The organism is Corynebacterium sp. CCUG 65737 (genome assembly GCF_024454115.1).
GTDB lineage: Bacteria > Actinomycetota > Actinomycetes > Mycobacteriales > Mycobacteriaceae > Corynebacterium > Corynebacterium genitalium.
This window is the reverse complement of the sequence record NZ_JAGPZB010000006.1, coordinates 115696-132022: the sequence shown is the minus strand read 5'-3', so window position 1 is coordinate 132022 and position 16327 is coordinate 115696. Positions and strand designations below refer to the sequence as shown.

Genomic DNA, 16327 nt, shown 5'->3' with positions numbered 1-16327 from the left:
GCTTAGCTGATGGCTTCGACAGACTCGCGCAGCTTGTCAGCGAACTCGCCGGAAACCGGGATGAAGCCAGCGTCCTCGAGCTCTTCGTCCTGGGACTCCAGAACGACGGTCAGGAAGTCCTTGACCTGGTTGCGGGTCTTCTCGTCGTCGTACTTGGAGCAGACGATCTCGTAGGTGGTCAGGATGAGCGGGTAGGAGTCAGCCTCCTGCTGGGCGAAGAGAGCGTCAGCGTCGACGACCATGTCGTTGCCCTCGGACTTGAACTCGACCTTATCCAGAGCAGCGTTGACGGTGTCGTTGTTCAGCTCGACCGGGCCATTGCCGAAGTCGACGTTAGCAACGCCGAGCTCGAGGTCGCGGGCGTAGCCAGCCTCAACGTAGGTGATGGCACCGTTGGTGGCGTTGACCTGCTCAGCAACAGCGGTGGAGCCGTTAGCACCAGCGCCGACCTTCTGCGGGAATGCCTTGCCTTCGCCTTCCCACTTGCCGTCGGAAGCAGCAGACAGGAACTTCTGGAAGTTGTCGGAGGTACCGGACTCGTCAGAGCGGTAGATCACGGAGATCTCCTGGTCCGGCAGGTCTGCGCCATCGTTGTTCTCAGCGATCTTCGGGTCGTTCCACTTGGTGATGGTGCCGTCGAAAATCTCAACGATGTTGTCGATGGACAGGTTCAGGTCCTCAACGCCCTCAAGGTTGTAGGCGACAGCGACCGGGCCGATGACCATCGGCAGGTGCCATGCGTCGTTGCCACCGCAACGCTCCTTGGCCTGCTCAACCTCGCCCTTGTCCTCCTTCAGCGGGGAGTCAGAGCCGGCGAAAGCAGCCTGGTTGCCCACGAAGTTCTTGATGCCGCTACCGGAACCGGTTGCGTTGTACGCGAGGTTAGCGCCGTCGACAGCCTCAGCGTAGCGGGAACCGAAGTAGTCCATGGCGTTTGCCTGAGAGGTAGCACCCTCAGCAACGAGCTGGCCGGACTCGCCGGACAGGCCCTCGATTTCACCGGTGTCGGTGCTCTCGTTTGCGGAGTCGTTGGAGTTGTCGCCGTTGTCTGCGGAGTCGCCGCAAGCGACCAGGGAAACGGAGGTCAGTGCTGCAAGGCCGGCGAGAGCGGCGGTGCGCTTGATGTTACGGATCACGGGATACCTTTCCGGTGCGAATTCAGATCTTCTTCTGAGCATCGGTCCCAAGCCGCCGTGGTCACGGATGCGCGTTTTCGCGCGCCAGTCACCGTGGCTGGGTGCTCACGTATGGGAAAGCTACGGGCTGCGCGTTAACCCAACAGGTTCTAAACGGTGAACAATGCGTTAACTTTGTGGTCTCCTGTGAATTAGTGGTGCGTTCTATGTCACAAAGTGCGCTGATTTGAGTAGACAACATGGCGTTCCGCGACGCTAAACCCCATGTCTACGTACCTTTTCACCGCTGGCTCGTTGTCTGACTCCACGTACAGGATGACGCGCTGCGCACCGCCATTCACCAAGTGCTCCAGCCCGGCGCGCATCAGCGGTTCGCCTAGCCCGGTGCCACGGTAATTGCTCGCCAATCCGACAACGTAGACCTCACCGAGAGTGCGGGAATGCCGCTTCGTCCAATGGAATCCCGCTAACTCCGGCTCGCCGGAAACATCCCACAGCAGCCGCACGCCGTTCGGGTCGAACCAGTCCGTGTCCATTCCCTCTTTCAGCCGGTCCAGATCCCAGCCGCCTTGCTCGGGGTGCCACGAAAACGCGTCGTTGTTCACAGCGAGCCATTGCTCATCGACGTCTTCGCGCCCCCACTTGCCCACCGCCTCCGCGTAACTGATGTCCTCTATATGGGAGCCACCCACCCGCGATGCGATCTCGCTCAGCAGTTCATCCGTGCCCCGCGCGACGGCCGCCAGCTTCTCCCCCGCGACATCCATGACAAGCAGCTCGCGTACCACGTCGAGGTCAAGGGACGCGCCGAGCGCCTGCGCTGCTGGCAGGTTACCGTGCGCCCACAAGCCGGCGTCGCCACGGCGCTGCAGCACCTCACGCGCCAACGCTGCGCCTACTCCAGCACCGCGCCGCGGCGGGTCGACTGCCAGCTCGGCCGATCCGTCGGGGGCGAGGGCGGCGAGGCCAGCAAGGGAGCCGTCGATAAGCGCTGCGATGTGCGTGTGCTCGTCGCCGTCGAGACCGCGGACGAAGGCCTCGGAGAATGCCTCCACGCCATCGTGCTCAGCAGCGCGGGCGAGGATGTCGCGGGCCGCCCCGGCTGTGTCAGCGTCGCGGTCGCGGAAGGAAACAGTGGTAATGGAAACGTCCGTCATGCCCCCAGGCTACGGTAAAAGGCATGGTGGGCGGCACGACATTGGCGCAGCGGCAGACAACGCCGCGCATGGGGCTCAAAGCCGGTGCAGTGGTCGCTGGAGTCCTAGCGGTTGTGCTCGGAATCGGGTTCGTGGTGGACGCGGCGGGCACGGCGAGCATCGAGAAGCGCTTGGCGGCGAACGCACGCGCCACAGATGATTTGGCGGCAGACCCAGAGACGTACGTCGGCGGTTTGCCGTTCGCGCAGGTCCGCTTCACCGATGAGGTGCCGCGCGTGAGTTTCCAGGCGCTCGATGTGCAGGTTGACGGCATTGGCATCGCCAATTCCCGCACCGACATCTACGAGATCACGATCCCGGCAGACAAGGCCTACGCCGCTGACTTCATTGGTGCACGCGCCAAACGCGTGGAGAACACGCTGTCGCTCGACGGTGTCGCGTTCGGCCAGTTACTGGGCATGACGGACCTGGACATCGCCAACCCGTACAACATCTCCCCGACCGGCGGCAGCGAGGCCGAAGCCCAGCTCACCGGCACCGTCCCCGGCACAGAGGAGAAAACCACCGCGGTGGTCACCCTGCGTCTGACCGGCACAACCTTCCGCATGGAGCCGAAGGAGCTTATCGACGTCCCCGACGCACTCACCGACACCGTCACCTCCGCCTACACCCTCGAACTAGACACCCGCGACCTACCGATCGGTGCGCAGGCAGACAAAGTCGACGTCTCCGGCGGCTCCATCCGCTTTTCTGCACAACGCCGGGATGTGGAGCTGACCCAAGACATGCTCTCGCCGGTAGCCGCCACTGCCCGTTAGGTCCCGCGGTGACTACTGTGGGTAGACATGGACAACACCGACAACGGCACTACCCCCGAGCGCAACGCCCTGGACGGCAATGAGGCAGTCAACCTCGCCGCGGAGCATTCGAAGAACACAGCGCACCGCAACATCCCGGCGCTAGGGCTCGATGAAATCCCGCTTCCGGACGACACCGCGAACCTGCGCGAAGGCCCCAGCCTGCACGACGGCCTCCTGGCACTGCTGCCACTGGTGGGCGTCTGGCAGGGCACCGGCCAAGCCGTCGACGACAGCGCTGCTGACGGCGACTCCGCCGAATACGCCTTCGGCCAGCAACTGATCATCTCCCATGACGGTGAGAACTACCTGCGCTTCGACTCCCGCACCTGGCGCATCGATGCTGACGGCAACCCCGTCGGCGCTGACCAGCGCGAGACCGGCTTCTGGCGCATCTCCCTCGACGACGCCATCGAGGTCACCCTGACCAACTCCCGCGGCCTGGTGGAGATCATGTACGGCGAGCCCGTCAACGAGCGCGCCTGGCAGCTGCAGTCGGCCTCGACCATCGCCACGGAGACCGGCCCCGCCACCCACGGCCCCGGCAAGCGCCTGTACGGTCTCATGCCGAACAACAACTTGGGCTGGGTCGACGAGCGGGTCGCCGCCGGCTCCACCCAGGACGACATCACCTTCATCCCCTACATGTCGGGCGAGCTCAAGCGCGTGGCTGGTTAACGGTCTCGCTGTGCTCGGCCGTTAAGAAGTGGCTGGGGTTGCCAAAGCTGCGTCGATAAGCTGGCGCAGCTTTTTCTCGTCCTTCTTGGACGGTGCAGGCAGCTCCTCCCCGTCGATCGTGGTGACGCGCACCCCGCCGCGGACGGAGCTGACTAACCATACCTGGTCGGCGCCTCGCAGGTCAGCGACGGTGAGGTCTTTCTCTTTGCACTTCCAGCCGTCACGCTCGGCGTGAGTGAACACGGACGCCTGTGTCGTGCCGGGCAGCACGTCGCCGCCCGTGACCGGCGTCCGCAGCTTGCCGCCGCTGACCACCAGCACAGACGATGTCGCTCCTTCCAGGACGCGGCCGGACGCGTCGACGTAGATGACATCGTCGTATCCGTTCTGCTTCGCCCACCGCAGCGCAGCCATCGCCGCGGCGTAGTTGAGCGACTTCGCGCCGACAGTCAGCCACGGCGCGGCGTCGGCGGCGCTGCCGCTGGCTAAGGTGTAGCCGCGCTGCGCCGTCATCACGCGCACACCATTTTCGCGCTGGTCCAGCTGCTCCTGCGGAATCGGCCGGACCGTCACCCAGGCGCTGGGCACGCCCGTCGACTCACGCCCACGGGTGTACGTCCACTGGCACTTCGCCTCCACCTCCGCCGCGTCGAGTCCGGATTCGCGCACGAAGTCCCCCACTGCCTCGGCTGTCGCCTTCTCCCACGTCGCCGCTTCCGGCGCGGGCAGGCCCAGCAGCTGCGCAGAACTTTGAAAGCGTTGCACATGTGCCGCCAGATTCACCGGTTCACCGTGGCGGATGAGGATGGTCTCAAAGCAGCCGTCGCCGCGCGTGACGGCAGCATCGTCCCAGTACACGTGCGGAAGGTTGGCATTTTGGCGTCGCAGGGAACCGCCGAACGGCTCCACGAGATAGATCACTGGCTGTTGGGCGCGCATACCGGCCCATTATGCCCGCGTAGGATCGGACAGGTGAGTTACCGTTCGCCTATCCTCGCCGTGCGCGGCGCCACAGAACTACCCGACGCGTCGCTTATCGACGCCGCCGGCGTCCCCTCCCACTACAGCGACCCCCTGCGCGAACAACGCGCAGTCGAACGCGGCGGGGTGGTCATCGACCGCAGCCACCGCCGCGTCATCCGCGTCGCTGGGCCTGACGCGCCGGTGTTCCTGAACAACCTGCTCTCGCAGAAGCTTGACGATGTCTCCCCCGGCTTCACCGCCGCCGCCCTCGACCTGGACATGCAAGGCCGGATCCTCCACCACGCCGATGTCACCCGCACTGAGGATGCCTTCTACCTCGATGTCCCCGCCTACGCCTTCGAGACTTTCCTCGACTTCTTGACCAAGATGATTTTCTGGTCCGACGTCACCGTCGAAGAGGCGGACCTGGCCATCCTCACCGTGCTCGGCGCCCCGTCTTCCTTCGACCCGGCCGCCGTGCTCGCCGCCCCGCCCGCTTTCGTGCGCACCGTCGACTGGCGTGGCCCGCGGCGTGTCGACATCGCCGTCCCGCGCGAGGAGTTGATAGACGCTTTCCGCGCGCTTACCGGTGCCGACGGCGCGGCACTGACGCCCGCCGGCATCATGACCTTCACAGCCGAGCGCATCAAGGCCCTCGAACCAGAGCAGCGTGCAGACCTCGACGCCAAATCCATCCCGCACGAAGTGCACACGCTCATCGCCCGGGGCGGCAACCTGGGCGCCGTGCACCTGGACAAGGGCTGCTACCGCGGCCAGGAGACCGTCGCGCGTGTGGAGAACCTCGGCCGTTCCCCACGCCTTCTGGTCATGCTGCATATCGACGGTTCTGCCCCCGTCGACCCCCAGCCCGGTGACACCATCACCATGGGCGGGCGCACCGTCGGACGCCTCGGCTCCGTCGCGCACGACTGCGACTACGGTCCGATCGGCCTAGCGCTGGTGAAGCGGTCTGTTCTCAACGCCCCAGCCACACCGGGCCCCGCCGCGGCTGTCGGTGCGCAGCTGGAAATCCTCGCGGGCACCGGCGCAGACGACGCCGACGGCACAGAAAGCGCCGCCGATCCAATCGTCATTTCCGCGTCCGTCGACCCTGACTCTCTCCCTGCGGATGAGGGCCAGCGGGCGGGGCGGGTGGCCGTCGATAAGCTGCGCGGCAACGCGAAAACGCACCCCACCACATAAAAGCGGGGTGCGCGTAAGCGAGCTTATCGACGCTGCGCGTCGTCCTCCGGATCCCAGTCCGCGTACTCAGCGTACTGCGGGTCTACCTCGTAGTCGTCGGAGTCATCCTCGTCCCACTCGGAACGGGTGGGCTCGCCTGCAAGCTCACGCTGGAGCGAATCCAGATCCATGTCAGGCGTGTTGTACTTCAGCTGGCGTGCAACCTTGGTCTGCTTTGCTTTGGCGCGTCCGCGGCCCATGGCGTGACCCCCTTGAGGTGTCCTAAAGGGCGGCTCGGGAATTCGGCGGCCCTTTTCATATCTTAAAAATTTGTCCTGCAAGCCATAATAGCGTGCGAGTCAAATTAACGCGCACACAGCCGCCGCCTGCGCAAACACGGCCACACGAGCAGCGCAGGAAAATTTTAGAAAGAGTGGGATCCCACAAGCACAGCGCGTGCACCCTCGTCTGCGTCGGTGGTGCCGCGGACTTCGCCAAGCTCCCAGCATTCGACGTGGCGGGCGGTGAGCATCGCCAGCGCGCGGTCGCGGTCCTCCGGCGCAACAATGGCGACCATGCCGACACCCTGGTTGAAGGTCTTCTCCATCTCGGTGTCCGGCACCTTGCCCACAGAGCGGATCGTGCGGAAGATCTCCGGCGGGCTCCATGTTGCGCGGTGCATTTCCGCGACCTTGCCTTCGGGGATGACGCGCTCCATGTTGCCCACCAGGCCGCCGCCGGTGACGTGGCAGAACGTGCGCACCTCGCACTCGTTGGCCAACGCCAAGCAATCCAGGGCGTAGATGCGGGTCGGCTCCAGCAGCTCCTCTCCGAGGGTGCGACCCAGCTCCTCGATGTGGCCGTCCAGCGGCAGGCCGGCCTTTTCCAGCAGGACGTGGCGGGCCAGCGAGTAACCGTTGGAGTGCAGACCAGAGGAGGCCATGCCGATGATGACATCCCCCTCGCGCACGCGGTCCGGGCCGAGCACCTCCTCAGCTTCCACCACGCCGACAGCGGTGGCGGACACGTCGTACTCGTTCTCCCCCATCACGCCGGGGTGCTCCGCAGTCTCCCCGCCGAGCAGAGCGCATCCGGCCTGGACGCAGCCCTCGGCAATGCCGCCGACGATATCGGCAATCTTCTCCGGCACCACCTTCCCCACCGCGATGTAGTCCTGCAGGAACAGCGGCTCCGCGCCGCAGACCACAAGATCGTCGACGCACATGGCCACCAGGTCGATGCCGATGGTGTCGTGCTTGTCCATCGCCTGGGCGACGGCGAGCTTCGTGCCCACGCCGTCCGAACCAGCCGCGAGCAGCGGCTGCTTGTAGTTACCCAGCGCAAAGAGACCGGCGAAGCCGCCCAGGCCACCACGAACCTCGGGGCGGGTGGCGCGCTTGGCGTGGTCCTTGATCAGCTCGACAGCGCGGTCGCCTTCCTCAATGTTGACGCCGGCAGCGGCGTAGGAGACTTCCGACTCGGGGGTGGTCATGGCTTAAAACATCCCTTCCTGAATGCGGCGCACGGCATCCGCGTTCACGTTGTTCTCCGGCAGGCCCAGCGGGTAGTGGCCGTCGAAGCAGGCCGCACACAGGCTTGCCGCGGGCCGCTCCGTGGAGGCGATCATGTCGTCGATGGAGACGAATGCCAGTGTATCCGCACCGATGACGCGGCAAATGTTCTCGGCGACAGCGGCATCATCCCCGCCGGCGTTGTTAGCAATCAGCTCGCCCGGGCTGGCGAAGTCAATGCCGTAGAAGCACGGCCACTTCACCGGCGGCGACGCAATGCGCACATGCACCTCGGCAGCGCCCGCTTCACGCAGCATTCGGATCAGTTTGCGCTGCGTGTTACCGCGGACGATGGAGTCGTCCACGACCACAAGCGATTTGCCCTCGATGATCTCGCGCACCGGGTTGAGCTTTAACCTCAGGCCCAGCTGGCGCAGCGTGTCCGACGGCTGGATGAACGTGCGCCCTACATACGCGTTCTTCATCAGGCCCTGCGCGAACGGAATGCCAGACTCTTCGGCATAACCGATCGCGGCGGGAGTGCCCGACTCCGGCACAGGCATGACGACGTCCGCATCCACCGGCGCCACATGCGACAACCTACGGCCAATCTCCAGGCGGGCCGCGTTGACTGTCTTGCCCTCAATGACCGAATCGGGGCGGGCAATGTAGACGTACTCGAACACGCAGGTCTTCGGCGTCGGCTCGGCGTAGCGCTCGGTGTGGATGCCGGAGGCGTCGATCGCAATGAGCTCGCCCGGCTCGATGTCGCGCACGAAAGAAGCGCCCGTGATGTCCAGCGCGGACGTTTCAGAGGCGATGACCCAGCCCTTCTCCAGCCGGCCGAGCGACAGCGGGCGCACGCCGTGCGGGTCGCGGGCAGCGTACAACGTGTGGCCGTCGGTGAACACCAGACAGAAAGCGCCCTTGATCTGCGGCAGCAGTTCGCGGGCGGAGTCGAGCAGGGTGCGCTCGCCGGTCACTCCGTCGGCAAGCAAGGCGCTGACAACAGCCGTGTCGGACGAAGACCCCTGCCCATCGACGCCGTCGCGCGGGACGAGCTTGCGCGCAACTGCCTCATCGCGCAGTGTCGCGTAGTTCGTCAGATTGCCGTTGTGCGCCAACGACACATCGGTGCTGTTCGGCGAGGTCCGGAACATCGGCTGGACGTTCTCCCAGCTCTGCGCACCAGCTGTGGAATAGCGGGTGTGGCCGATCGCCACGTCGCCCTGCAACGCGTCGAGGATCGCCTCATCGAAAACCTGGGAGACCAGTCCGCTGTCCTTGAACACCACGATGCGCCCCTGGTCGCCCACCGCGATGCCGGCACCCTCCTGGCCGCGGTGCTGGAGGGCGAACAGGCCGAAGTACGTCAGCTTCGACACGTCCTCCCCGGGCGCCCACACCCCGAACACACCGCATTCTTCGCGTGGCTCGGGCTCGTCTGCTTCCAGATTCAGCATCGGGTTCTGCACCTGCATAACTTTAGTGGATCACGACGTGAGACGGGCAATCAGAACCTCACCACCGGCAGGCCCGCAGCCACGTCACCGGCCCGCGAACCGGAGGCGCTCACCCGGCCGTCAGCGACCGCTTCCGCAAACTCAGCCTGCCCCGTCGCCAGCTGCAGCCACACCTCCGGAGCCATCTCCACCACATTCGGCGGCGTCCCGCGGGTGTGCCTCGGCCCTTCCACGCACTGCACCGCCACGAACGGTGGGACCCGAACTTCCACAGTGTGACCGGGGAGTTCGTCGGCGAGGGCGCGGGCGGTGCGTCGACAAGCATCTGCGAGCTGGGCGCGCGGAGGACGCGGCTGCGACGGATCCTCGATCCACCCGCGCACCGCCTCAACAGCCGCACGCGTCGCAACAGGATCATTCTTCGGAGCCATGGCGCCCATCCTAGGCCGACTCAGCCTGCTTACCCAGCAAGGACTAAAGTCAGAGCAATGACCGAGAAGGTAACGCCGACCAAAGACCCCTCCATCACCCTGCGCTTCATGGCCGCTCCCACCGACGTTGTGCTCGCCGGATCCCAAGGAGTCTCCGGCGGCCGCGTGCTCGAATGGATCGATAAAGCCGCCTACGCCTGCGCCGTCCAGTGGTCTGCGACCTACTGCGTGACCGCCTACGTCGGCCACATCCACTTCACCCGCCCCATCCCGTCCGGCCACATCGTCGAGGTGCGCTCCCGCATCGCCATGACTGGGCGTTCCTCCATGCACATCGTCAACGAAGTGCTCTCCGCCGACCCGCGCGAAGGCGTGTTCACCCGTGCTTGCGACTGCCTAGTCATCTTCGTGGCCAAGAACCCCGAGACCGGCAAATCCATGCCCGTGCCCGCCTTCGTGCCCACCACCGACGAGGAACGCCGCGTCCAGGAAGCCGCGAAATCCCGCATCCAGCTGCGCGACGAGATCGAAACCGAAATGCTCAAGCAGTCCTACGACGGCGACTCCGACGCCCCGCGCATCATCCACCGCTTCATGGCAAAACCCACCGACATCAACTGGGGCGGCAAAGTCCACGGCGGCACCGCCATGGAATGGATCGACTCCGTGGGCACCTCCTGCACCATGGAATGGTCCGGCGAACGCACCTTCGCCGTTTACGCCGGCGGCATCCGCTTCTACAAGCCCATTTCCATCGGTGACCTCATCGAAGTCGACGCGCGCATGACACGCACCGGCAACAAATCCATGAACGTGACCACGCACGTGCGCGCCGGCGACCCCCGCGGCGGCCGCGACAATCTGGCCACCGCCATCCATGCCACCTTCACCTACATGGCCGTCGACATCGACGGTACCCCCCTGCCCGCCCGCCAGTTCACCCCCGTCACCGACGAGGACAAGGCCCTCTGGGAGCACACACAGATCCTGCAGGACCTGCGCCAGGAGTACGCGCCGATGCCCCTGGTCGAGCCGAACCCGGCCCGCCAGACCATCGACTAGACGGCCAGCCCGTACGTTTCTGGCAGCAGGAAGACCGGGGCCTGAACGCTGGTTCGCAGCGCTCCAGCCCCGGCCTGTTTGATTGGTTTGGCCGTTAGGCGTTCGCGGGGACGAGATCGTGGATGATTGCGTCCTCGCTGGCGAAGTACCGCGAGTGCGTTTGCCTGAGGCTGCGGAGACTGTCGGACAATATCACCACGACCTCCGTGTCGGTGTCGGGACGGTTGAGCTGTCGGTTGATCCGCTCTTTGGCTGCTTCCCGGGCGTCCTCGTACGGGGTCACCTCGAGTCGCCCCGTAGGACGGTGGTATTCGATAAGGAAATGAATCACTGCCCTCGCCCCTCCAGGTAGAAGATCTCGTTACTCGTTCTGCGCATTAACTCTACTAATTCGAGTTCCTCCTGAGAAGATTTTGCCCACCCGCGCTGAAGCAGCTCGGTAGCAACATCAGCTTCAGAAGATAGATCCCTGAGCAGCGCCTCCCTGCGCTCTTCAAGCGACCGGATAGCATCCGAGAAAAACCGGACACGCTGAATGATGGGAAAAGCCTCCCCGTATTCCTCGATTGTTGGTTCACCATATCTGATCCCTCGCCCAACCTTGTCGCCCAAGGATTCATTCAGGTTCGCCCACTTCGCCTGAAGGGTAGTTCTGACCTGCACTTCGATTCGTCCTGCGTTGCTGCGCACCCATAAATGAATCGCCCGGTAGCCGTGCTGATGATCAACTAGGTAGTCCTTCACCTCAACATTTCCGCCAGCTGCCTCAAGAACACCCACCATGCGGCGAGCGATCTCACGCTGCGCAGTGAGACCACAAGGAATGTCATACCTCGCACCCGCGAAGTCCTGCACCGATTCCAAACCGATGTTGATTCGAGCGAGTTTGGCAACCAAAGTGTCCTCGCTCTTAGTTCGCCCACCCCTTACGACTTCACCATCCAACTGGTAAATCAGGCCGGAATTACTCACCGCAGCCCGGTAGTCTGCGATCGCTTCGTCGCACAAACGCCACGTCTCAGCGATCAACGAATCGTGCCACACCAATATGTCTTCGTACTTCTCAACATCCAGGCCCTCGCCCGCCATGAGCGCTTTCCCGGCTCGCTTCATATCGCCCTTCGAGAAAGGCGGCTTACTGTTCAGATCCACTTCAAGCCCCTCCTTAGCTACGTTCAAGTGGATTGGTTTTTGCACTTTAAAACCTCTGCCCGACACGACTTGCCCTATCGTCGAACGTGCGTTCGATTCGCACTGCGGCTAGCCGCCCTGTCGCTCCTAGTCACATGCAGCCAGGACTTCCCGTTGCGTGAAAAGGAAACTCCCCGGCCACCGCTCTTGCGGAGTGAGGCGGGCGCCGGGGAGTTTGTGGTTAAAGCCCTGCGTTTACACCGCAGAGTTCGGGGCGTCGGCGTGCGCGAACAGGCCAGGCAGTGTCGCCGACCACGCGTCACGCAGCGCTGCGACAGATACGCTCTGACGGGCGGCTGCGGTGCCGTCGGCGAACGTAATGTCACCGGAAAGGTTCGTCGAGCCGACAATGGCCACCGGAATGCCCAGCTCGGTGGCGTCGGCGACAACGCGGTCGACGCGGTCCGGGCTGCACGCGACGAGCACGCGGGAAGCGGACTCGGAGAACAACGCGGTGAATGCGTCTTCGTGCACACCGGACAGATCCAGCTCCGCGCCCTTCTCGGTCTCCTTGATCATCTCGAAGACAGCCTGCGCCAGCCCGCCTTCGGACAAATCGTGGGCGGCGGTGAGGCCGCGGGCGGGTGAACCGTCTGGGCGATCCGAATCCTCGGCGGCCGGGGATTCGGGCGCGAAAAAGTCAGCCAGGCGCGCCTCGTTGGCCAGGTCGACCTGCGGCGGCAGGCCGCGCAGCGGCGCACCAGAGATCTCCTGCCACACGGAGCCGCCGAACTCGTCGCGGGTCTCGCCCAGCAGCACGAGAATCTCGGATTCACCGTTGTTGACCACGCGCGGGCTGACGGATGCAGCCACGTCGTCCATCACACCGAGCACGCCGACGACCGGCGTCGGCAGGATCGGGGTGTCTCCAGTCTGGTTGTAGAAGGACACGTTGCCGCCGGAGACAGGGATGCTCAGTTCGACTGCGCCGTCGGCAAGCCCGTGGACTGCCTCGCGGAACTGCCACATCACGTCGGGGTTCTCCGGCGAGCCGAAGTTGAGGCAGTTGGTCACAGCGACTGGCCGCGCGCCGGTCACGACGACATTGCGGTACGCCTCAGCCAGCGCCAGCCGCGCACCCATGTTGGGGTCGAGGTAGGTGTAGCGTCCGGATGCATCGGCGGAGACGGAGACACCGCGGCGGGTGGATTCGTCGATACGCAAAACGCCGGAGTCCGCGTGGCGCGCTTGCACCGTGTTGCCGCGCACGTAGCGGTCGTACTGCTCGGTGATCCAATCGCGCGAGCACAATGCCGGCGATGCGACCATCTTCAGCCATGCGTCCGCCAGGTCTTCCTGCTTATCGACGTCACCAGCCACCTGCACCTCATCCATCCACTCCGGACGAGCCCAGGGACGGTCATACACCGGAGCTTCGTCGGCGATCGTGGACGGCGGAGCGTCGAGGACGGCCTCACCGTTGTGCTCAATGACTAGGCGGTCGCCCTCGCCGGTGACCTCACCAATCTCAGCGCAGTTGACGTCCCACTTGGCGCAGATCTCCTTGAAACGCTCGACGTTCTCCGGCGCGACGACAGCGCACATGCGCTCCTGCGACTCGGAGGCGAGGATTTCTGCGGCAGTCATGTTCTCTGCGCGCAGCGGGACAGCGTCGAGGTTGACGCGCATACCGCCGTCGCCGGCAGCAGCCAGCTCGGAGGTCGCGCAGGCTAGGCCCGCGCCGCCAAGGTCCTGGATGCCCACGACCACGTCAGCGGCGTAGAGCTCGAGGCAGCACTCGATCAACACCTTCTCCGCGAAGGGGTCGCCGACCTGCACGGCGGGCAGCTTGCGCTCCGCACCATCTTCGAAGCTCTCAGAAGCGAGGACGGACACGCCACCGATGCCGTCGAGGCCGGTGCGCGAGCCGAACAGCATGACCTTGTTGCCCTTGCCGGACGCGAAGGCGAGCTTGAGGTCCTCGACCTTGAGGGTGCCCACGCACAGTGCGTTGACCAGCGGGTTGCCGGCGTAGGTCTCGTCGAAGCAGGTCTCTCCACCGATGTTGGGCAGGCCCAGCGAGTTGCCGTAGCCGCCGATGCCGGACACCACACCCGGCAGAACTCGCTTCGTGTCTTCCGCGTCAGCCGGACCGAAGCGCAGTTGGTCCATGACCGCGATCGGGCGGGCCCCCATCGCCATGATGTCGCGGACAATGCCGCCAACACCGGTCGCCGCACCCTGGTAGGGCTCCACGTAGCTGGGGTGGTTGTGGGACTCAACGCGGAAGGTCACCGCGTTGCCGTCACCAATGTCGACCACACCGGCGTTCTCACCGATGCCGGCGAGCAACTTCGCGCCCATCTCTTCGGTCATCGTCTCGCCGAAGTAGCGCAGGTGCACTTTCGACGACTTGTAGGAGCAGTGTTCCGACCACATCACGGAGTACACGGTCAGCTCCGCATCGGTGGGGCGGCGGCCGAGAATCTCGCGGATGCGAGCGTATTCGTCATCTTTCAGGCCCAGCGCGGCGTACGGTTGCTCCTGCTCAGGCGATGCCTTCGCGGCCTCGACGGTGTCATTGTGTACGGCCACAGTTACGCTCCAATCTTGGAAATCTCGTTGAGCGCCGAGCGGATCAGCCCCAGGCCATCGGTCGACGGGCCCGTGAGCGTATCGACGGCATGTTCCGGGTGCGGCATAACCCCCACCACACGACGATTCTTACTGGTGACACCCGCAATGGAATTGATCGAGCCGTTGAAGTTGTCCGTGTAGCGGAACACGACGCGACCTTCTGCCTCGAGCTCGTCAATGGTGGCCTGGTCGGCCTGGAAGCGACCCTCGCCGTGCTTCGCCGGAACAAGAATCTTGGAGCCGGAGGTGAACTCATTCGTCCACGCAGTCTCGGTGTTGGCCACCTCGAGGTAGGTGTCCACGCAGTGGAAGTGCAGCCCCTCATTGCGCGTCAGCGCGCCCGGCAGCAGGCCCGCTTCGGTGAGGATCTGGAAACCGTTGCAGATGCCCAGCACCGGCATGCCTTTATTCGCAGCGTCCACCACAGCGCGCATCATCGGCGCCATTGCAGCAATCGCGCCCGAGCGCAGGTAATCGCCGTAGGAGAAGCCGCCGGGCACGATCACCGCATCCACACCGGTTAAATCCTCGTCGGCGTGCCACAACGGCTTCGGCTCGGCGCCGCCGTTGCGGACGGCGCGGATCGCATCAACGTCGTCAAGCGTGCCCGGGAACGTGATCACTCCGATCGTGGCGGTCACTTGACTTCCTCCCGCACAATGAAAAAGTCCTCGATAACCGTGTTGGCTAGCAGCGTTTCCGCCACGCGCTGAAGCTCCTCGTCCGTCACGGAATCCTCCACCTCAAGCTCGAAACGCTTGCCCTGGCGCACATCCGTGACACCGCCGACACCGATACGCCCCAGCGCACGGTGCACAGCCTGACCCTGCGGGTCCAAAATTTCAGCCTTGGGCATGACATTGACGACGACACGTGCCATGAGAATCCTCCGCGAAGTAGAAACAACAAAACGCCACCTGACGACAGCGAAAACACTCGGCCAGTATATCCGACGTCGCCACACACTCCACAGCCCGAAAACCCGCCCGAATATTCCTGAACGAATTGAAATCCGTTTTCAACACTGGTTGGATATTCACCATGAAACACACCCGCCGCCGCACCCGCGCCACATCTACCCTGCCCCTCAAGTCCACCCTCTCTATCTTTTCCGCCGCCGCGTTGGCCGGCGCCGCGCTCGTCGGCTGCTCCAGCACCACCGACTCTGCAGACCCCGCCGGCGGCGCGGCTAGCTCCGACTCCGCCAATGCCGCCGACCCCGCCGATATTGTTGCGACGACCAACGTGTGGGCCGACGTCGCCTCCGCCGTCACCGGCACCGACGTCGACGCCATTATTAACGACGCCTCCCTCGACCCCCACTACTTCGAACCCACCGCCCGCGACCTCGCCCGCGTGAAGGAAGCCGGCACCCTCGTCGCCAACGGCGGGCATTACGATGACACCCTCTACACCGTCGCCGAACAAGACCGCATCATTCACGCCGTCCCGCTGCACTTCCACGGCGACCACGATCACGTCCACGGCGACCACGAGCACGACCACGACGGCCATGATCACGGCGACCACGCGCACGAGGGGCACGACCACGGCGGCCACACGTTCACGACCCTGCCCGGCAGCATCGACGAGCTCGAGCACGTCTGGATGTCCCCGGCCAAGGTCAAGAATGTGGCTAAGCAGGTGGAGGAAAGGGTTGGTGGGGATGCGGGGAGCGTCGAAAAGCGAATGGGTGAGATTGAGCAGCGCCTGAACGCGATGCCGCACGTGCACATCGGGATGACCGAGACGATCGCCGCGCCGCTGATCTGGGGCACCGAGCTGCACGACATCACCCCCGAGCCGTACCTGCTGGCGTCGCTCAACCACACAGAGCCGCCGGTGCAAGCCGTCGCGGACTTCCTCGAGGAGATTGAAAGCGGCCTGATCGACTTCCTCGTGGTCAACCCGCAAAGCACCAACGGCGCCACCCAGCGCCTAGTGGAGGCCGCGAAGAAGAACAACGTGCCCATCGTGGAAATCCGCGAAACCCCGCCGGCGGGCATGAACTTCCTCGACTACTTCGAGCAGGTCGTCGACGAGATCGCCGCCGTTGTGGAAAAGGCCGAGCCACGCCCCGAGGCCGAAATCGACCGCTTCGTCGGTTAAGCTGCCCCAC

At 64.5% G+C, this 16327-nt stretch carries 17 protein-coding genes; 5 read left to right on the top strand and 12 right to left on the bottom strand.

Features of this window, described 5'->3' with window-relative positions:
- Window positions 1–2: 2 nt before the first annotated feature.
- Complete coding sequence (gene pstS / locus KBX17_RS06585; protein ID WP_005288696.1) at window positions 3–1178, bottom strand: phosphate ABC transporter substrate-binding protein PstS; 1176 nt, start codon at window positions 1176–1178, stop codon at window positions 3–5.
- 167 nt (window positions 1179–1345) lie between these two features.
- Complete coding sequence (gene mshD / locus KBX17_RS06580) at window positions 1346–2293, bottom strand: mycothiol synthase (RefSeq protein WP_256019022.1); 948 nt, start codon at window positions 2291–2293, stop codon at window positions 1346–1348.
- Window positions 2294–2316: 23 nt separating this feature from the next.
- Here mshD and KBX17_RS06575 point away from each other — a divergent pair, with 23 nt between their 5' ends.
- Both KBX17_RS06575 and KBX17_RS06570 read left to right on the top strand, forming a co-directional pair.
- Complete coding sequence (locus KBX17_RS06575) at window positions 2317–3111, top strand: DUF2993 domain-containing protein (protein WP_256019020.1); 795 nt, start codon at window positions 2317–2319, stop codon at window positions 3109–3111.
- 27 nt (window positions 3112–3138) lie between these two features.
- A complete protein-coding gene (locus KBX17_RS06570) occupies window positions 3139–3828 on the top strand; it encodes an FABP family protein (protein WP_256019019.1) in 690 nt (229 codons plus the stop codon).
- Between the two features lie 21 nt (window positions 3829–3849).
- Here KBX17_RS06570 and KBX17_RS06565 read toward each other — a convergent pair whose 3' ends face one another.
- Window positions 3850–4767 (bottom strand): aminodeoxychorismate lyase, encoded by a 918-nt coding sequence (locus KBX17_RS06565; protein WP_256019017.1) that lies wholly within the window; start codon window positions 4765–4767, stop codon window positions 3850–3852.
- Between the two features lie 33 nt (window positions 4768–4800).
- Here KBX17_RS06565 and KBX17_RS06560 point away from each other — a divergent pair, with 33 nt between their 5' ends.
- Window positions 4801–5994 (top strand): folate-binding protein, encoded by a 1194-nt coding sequence (locus tag KBX17_RS06560; protein ID WP_256019016.1) that lies wholly within the window; start codon window positions 4801–4803, stop codon window positions 5992–5994.
- Window positions 5995–6017: 23 nt separating this feature from the next.
- Here KBX17_RS06560 and KBX17_RS06555 read toward each other — a convergent pair whose 3' ends face one another.
- The 4 genes from KBX17_RS06555 to KBX17_RS06540 form a co-directional block, all read right to left on the bottom strand.
- Window positions 6018–6233 carry a DUF3073 domain-containing protein gene (locus tag KBX17_RS06555; RefSeq protein WP_005288680.1) on the bottom strand — a complete coding sequence of 72 codons (216 nt, stop codon included), beginning with the start codon at window positions 6231–6233 and terminating at the stop codon, window positions 6018–6020.
- A gap of 164 nt (window positions 6234–6397) precedes the next feature.
- The gene (purM, locus tag KBX17_RS06550) at window positions 6398–7465 is read right to left on the bottom strand and encodes a phosphoribosylformylglycinamidine cyclo-ligase (protein ID WP_256019014.1); all 1068 of its coding nucleotides are present in this window, start codon (window positions 7463–7465) and stop codon (window positions 6398–6400) included.
- Window positions 7466–7468: 3 nt separating this feature from the next.
- On the bottom strand, window positions 7469–8965 hold the full coding sequence (gene purF / locus KBX17_RS06545; protein ID WP_256019013.1) for an amidophosphoribosyltransferase: 1497 nt from the start codon (window positions 8963–8965) through the stop codon (window positions 7469–7471).
- A 32-nt stretch (window positions 8966–8997) separates the two neighbouring features.
- A complete protein-coding gene (locus KBX17_RS06540) occupies window positions 8998–9378 on the bottom strand; it encodes a sterol carrier family protein (RefSeq protein WP_256019011.1) in 381 nt (126 codons plus the stop codon).
- 57 nt (window positions 9379–9435) lie between these two features.
- On the opposite strand from KBX17_RS06540, the gene KBX17_RS06535 reads away from it, so the two are divergent.
- Entirely contained in the window at window positions 9436–10440 is a 1005-nt protein-coding gene (locus tag KBX17_RS06535; protein WP_256019009.1) for an acyl-CoA thioesterase, read from the top strand.
- A 94-nt stretch (window positions 10441–10534) separates the two neighbouring features.
- Here KBX17_RS06535 and KBX17_RS06530 read toward each other — a convergent pair whose 3' ends face one another.
- The 5 genes from KBX17_RS06530 to purS form a co-directional block, all read right to left on the bottom strand.
- On the bottom strand, window positions 10535–10771 hold the full coding sequence (locus tag KBX17_RS06530; protein ID WP_255998903.1) for a hypothetical protein: 237 nt from the start codon (window positions 10769–10771) through the stop codon (window positions 10535–10537).
- Window positions 10768–11637: a hypothetical protein gene (locus KBX17_RS06525; protein ID WP_255998904.1), complete on the bottom strand. Its 870-nt coding sequence runs from the start codon at window positions 11635–11637 to the stop codon at window positions 10768–10770. The genes KBX17_RS06530 and KBX17_RS06525 overlap by 4 nt, the downstream gene beginning before the upstream one ends.
- 189 nt (window positions 11638–11826) lie before the next feature.
- A complete protein-coding gene (gene purL, locus KBX17_RS06520; protein WP_256019008.1) occupies window positions 11827–14166 on the bottom strand; it encodes a phosphoribosylformylglycinamidine synthase subunit PurL in 2340 nt (779 codons plus the stop codon).
- A gap of 2 nt (window positions 14167–14168) precedes the next feature.
- Window positions 14169–14849 (bottom strand): phosphoribosylformylglycinamidine synthase subunit PurQ, encoded by a 681-nt coding sequence (gene purQ, locus KBX17_RS06515; protein WP_255995495.1) that lies wholly within the window; start codon window positions 14847–14849, stop codon window positions 14169–14171.
- Complete coding sequence (gene purS, locus KBX17_RS06510; protein WP_256019006.1) at window positions 14846–15088, bottom strand: phosphoribosylformylglycinamidine synthase subunit PurS; 243 nt, start codon at window positions 15086–15088, stop codon at window positions 14846–14848. Before purS ends, purQ begins: the two co-directional genes overlap by 4 nt.
- Window positions 15089–15249: 161 nt before the next feature.
- Here purS and KBX17_RS06505 point away from each other — a divergent pair, with 161 nt between their 5' ends.
- On the top strand, window positions 15250–16317 hold the full coding sequence (locus KBX17_RS06505; protein WP_256019005.1) for a metal ABC transporter solute-binding protein, Zn/Mn family: 1068 nt from the start codon (window positions 15250–15252) through the stop codon (window positions 16315–16317).
- The last annotated feature ends 10 nt before the right edge of the window (window positions 16318–16327 follow it).

Coding starts and splice junctions, on each gene's coding strand:
- pstS (WP_005288696.1), bottom strand. CDS start 1,178: ATGCTCAGAAGAAGATCTGAATTCGCACCGGAAAGGTATCCCGTGATC.
- mshD (WP_256019022.1), bottom strand. CDS start 2,293: ATGACGGACGTTTCCATTACCACTGTTTCCTTCCGCGACCGCGACGCT.
- KBX17_RS06575 (WP_256019020.1), top strand. CDS start 2,317: ATGGTGGGCGGCACGACATTGGCGCAGCGGCAGACAACGCCGCGCATG.
- KBX17_RS06570 (WP_256019019.1), top strand. CDS start 3,139: ATGGACAACACCGACAACGGCACTACCCCCGAGCGCAACGCCCTGGAC.
- KBX17_RS06565 (WP_256019017.1), bottom strand. CDS start 4,767: ATGCGCGCCCAACAGCCAGTGATCTATCTCGTGGAGCCGTTCGGCGGT.
- KBX17_RS06555 (WP_005288680.1), bottom strand. CDS start 6,233: ATGGGCCGCGGACGCGCCAAAGCAAAGCAGACCAAGGTTGCACGCCAG.
- purM (WP_256019014.1), bottom strand. CDS start 7,465: ATGACCACCCCCGAGTCGGAAGTCTCCTACGCCGCTGCCGGCGTCAAC.
- purF (WP_256019013.1), bottom strand. CDS start 8,965: ATGCAGGTGCAGAACCCGATGCTGAATCTGGAAGCAGACGAGCCCGAG.
- KBX17_RS06540 (WP_256019011.1), bottom strand. CDS start 9,378: ATGGCTCCGAAGAATGATCCTGTTGCGACGCGTGCGGCTGTTGAGGCG.
- KBX17_RS06535 (WP_256019009.1), top strand. CDS start 9,436: ATGACCGAGAAGGTAACGCCGACCAAAGACCCCTCCATCACCCTGCGC.
- purS (WP_256019006.1), bottom strand. CDS start 15,088: ATGGCACGTGTCGTCGTCAATGTCATGCCCAAGGCTGAAATTTTGGAC.
- KBX17_RS06505 (WP_256019005.1), top strand. CDS start 15,250: ATGAAACACACCCGCCGCCGCACCCGCGCCACATCTACCCTGCCCCTC.